This window comes from Williamsia sp. (assembly GCF_036566845.1).
In the GTDB taxonomy this organism is placed as follows: Bacteria; Actinomycetota; Actinomycetes; order Mycobacteriales; family Mycobacteriaceae; genus Williamsia.
Genome location: NZ_DATCVM010000185.1, coordinates 1 through 2,382 on the forward strand (window position 1 = coordinate 1; position 2,382 = coordinate 2,382).

Here is a 2,382-nt window from a genome sequence, read left to right on the forward strand (position 1 = left end):
CCGCCCTTCGCACCGGCGCCGACCGGCGGCCCTGCGCCCACTGCCCAGTACGGAACGAATCCCCAGTACGGCACGAGCTCGCAATACGGCGCCGGTTCGCAGTACGGGACCGATCCGCAGTCGACCTACGCCTCGGCCTATGGCGCATCTCCCCAGCCGCCGGGTCCGAACCCGAATCGCAAGCGCAATCTCACGATCGGCGCGATCGCCGCGGTGGTTGTGGTGCTGGTTGCCGCGATCCTCGGTGTTGCCCTCGTCAGTTCGAGCGGCGACGATGATCCCAAAGCCGGGCCGGTGAGTTCCTCGACCACGTCGCCGTCGACAACGACATCCACCTCGAAGTCTGCGACCACCACGAAACCCGCCGAGCCCACGACCGACGTCTCGACAACACCGGGCACGCTGGACGCGGACGATCAGGGCCTCGTCGACGCCAATCCGGACCTGTTCGACACCGAGACCTGCCAGGCCGTCGACCGCCCCGACTACGCCGTTGCCGCGATCATCTGCGCGCCGGCCGAGTCGGTACTGACCGAGGGAACCACCGGCGCACCGCCGAGTGCCATCGCACTGTTCGACGCCGGCACCTCCGACATCAAGGCGATCGCCGACGCCGAGTACGCCGAGAGCAACACCTCCGAGATGTTCACCCAGACCTTCGAGGGCGAACCGGTGTACGCCTACTTCGACACCTTCGACGACAACACGGTGGCGTACATCATCTACTCGGAGAAGAACGGCACCATCACCTGGTGGGTCACCGACAGCACCGACCAGGAAGCGTTCGCCTCATGGTTGCGGTCGGCCCAGATCTGCCTCTGCTGAACCCTGGTCCGCCGTCCGGGGTGGAACTTCTCAGTCCACCCGGACGATGGCGGGCACCTCGTACTCGCGGCTCAGGACCGCCGGGTCCGGCTCGTACATCCGCAACACCGGCCGAAACTCCCCGGGAGGGGCGGGCAACCAGTTGGCCGTATTCTCCGGCGCGGTGTTGCTGATGACGATCGTCAGTGATCCGTCGTCGGCGTGGTCCAGTCCCGGGGTCCGATCACCGATCGAATACCGGTTGATCGGATTGTCCACCAGATAGAAGTCCGGAATGTCGTACATCGTCAGCGACCAGAAGGCATTCACCGGCGGCACGGGGTTCAAAGTGAGTGTGTACGTGCTGCTTCCGACAAGTTGATCGCCTCGATCGTCCACGTAGGTCATGATGTACGCGGCCTCGTAGGCATGATTGCCCCACAGCCCGCCCTTGGCCGCAGCGGCCCGCTCGACGATTCGGAGGGTGGGGTCGGATATCTTGTACTCATCACCGTCGAGAGTGCCGATCTCGAAGAAGTCGAGGTTGTAGTCGAAGGCGTGGAAGGTCAGCTTCCAGCCGTTCACCTCAGGACTCGACCCCGAGGTCAGGGCGGTCTCCAAGGTGCGTTCGCCGGCTGCGGCACCGGCTTCCAACTCCGCGACCCAGCCTGCCTCTGCACCAACGTAAGGTGAATCATCTCCCGGCACATCGATTTTCAGCGGCGACAAAGTCTCCTGTAGTGCCTTGTCGCGCTCGGCCGGCGGATACGCCTGCGACCACAACCGGAGCTTCTCGAAAAACAGCAGTCCGGCCGACACTCCGTCGACCGGTTCCGGAAGTCCGACCGGCAGCGCCGCCGGGTCTAGTTGGGTGAGAGAGGTAGCGTCCTGCAAGGCGTGAACGGCCGCGAGGTCGTCATCGCCGTCGCACGCCCACCTGCCGACGATCGAGGCGACGGCTGTCGGACATGTGATCACCGTGATCCCATCCTCGACCTCGCCGCTGTAGCCGGGTGGGACGAGAAGGAAACGACCGTGACCGGTTCCCGTCGCGCGATGACCGATATAGGCAAAGTTGTTCGTCCACGCATCGACGAACTGAAAAACGTAATAGCGCCCAGCGGTATCAGGAACCTCGAGCACGACCGGGCCCACTGAGAGATCCAACGACGCCATCGAATACAGGGTGTCGTTGTTGATCGTGACAAACGTATCTGCAGGTCCCGCCAGAGTTCTACCGTGGCCAAACGTGTTGTACGGCGCGGCCGGGACGGCACCCACGCCCTCCTGGACAAACCGATTGACCTGATCGAGGTTGAACACCAAGGGAAATCCGTACAAGTAAGCTCTCGCGGCCAACTCCGAGCCGGTATCTTGCCGAACGCCTGTCACTTGAGTCCTCCTGAGAGAATGGGGTACAAGCAGATCGTTTCACAAACGGGGCGCCAAGATAATCCGACATCACCGCGTCGGGGACAGTTCGGTGATGTCGGGCCATGAGTTCACCTATGGGACAGATGAACACTGCTAGGTTTGCGAGAATGCTACGAGCTACAAGAACCCCGCATCCTCAAATCA

The 2,382-nt window shown here is 62.9% G+C and carries 2 protein-coding genes; one reads left to right on the forward strand and one right to left on the reverse strand.

Annotated elements, in window-relative coordinates; genetic code table 11:
* A partial coding sequence (locus VIQ49_RS17475) for a hypothetical protein (RefSeq protein WP_331886840.1) occupies nt 1-825 on the forward strand: 825 nt, incomplete at its 5' end.
* A 30-nt stretch (nt 826-855) separates the two neighbouring features.
* Here the strand turns inward: VIQ49_RS17475 and VIQ49_RS17480 are convergent.
* On the reverse strand, nt 856-2,127 hold the full coding sequence (locus tag VIQ49_RS17480; protein WP_331886842.1) for a DUF1254 domain-containing protein: 1,272 nt from the start codon (nt 2,125-2,127) through the stop codon (nt 856-858).
* Between the last annotated feature and the right edge of the window lie 255 nt (nt 2,128-2,382).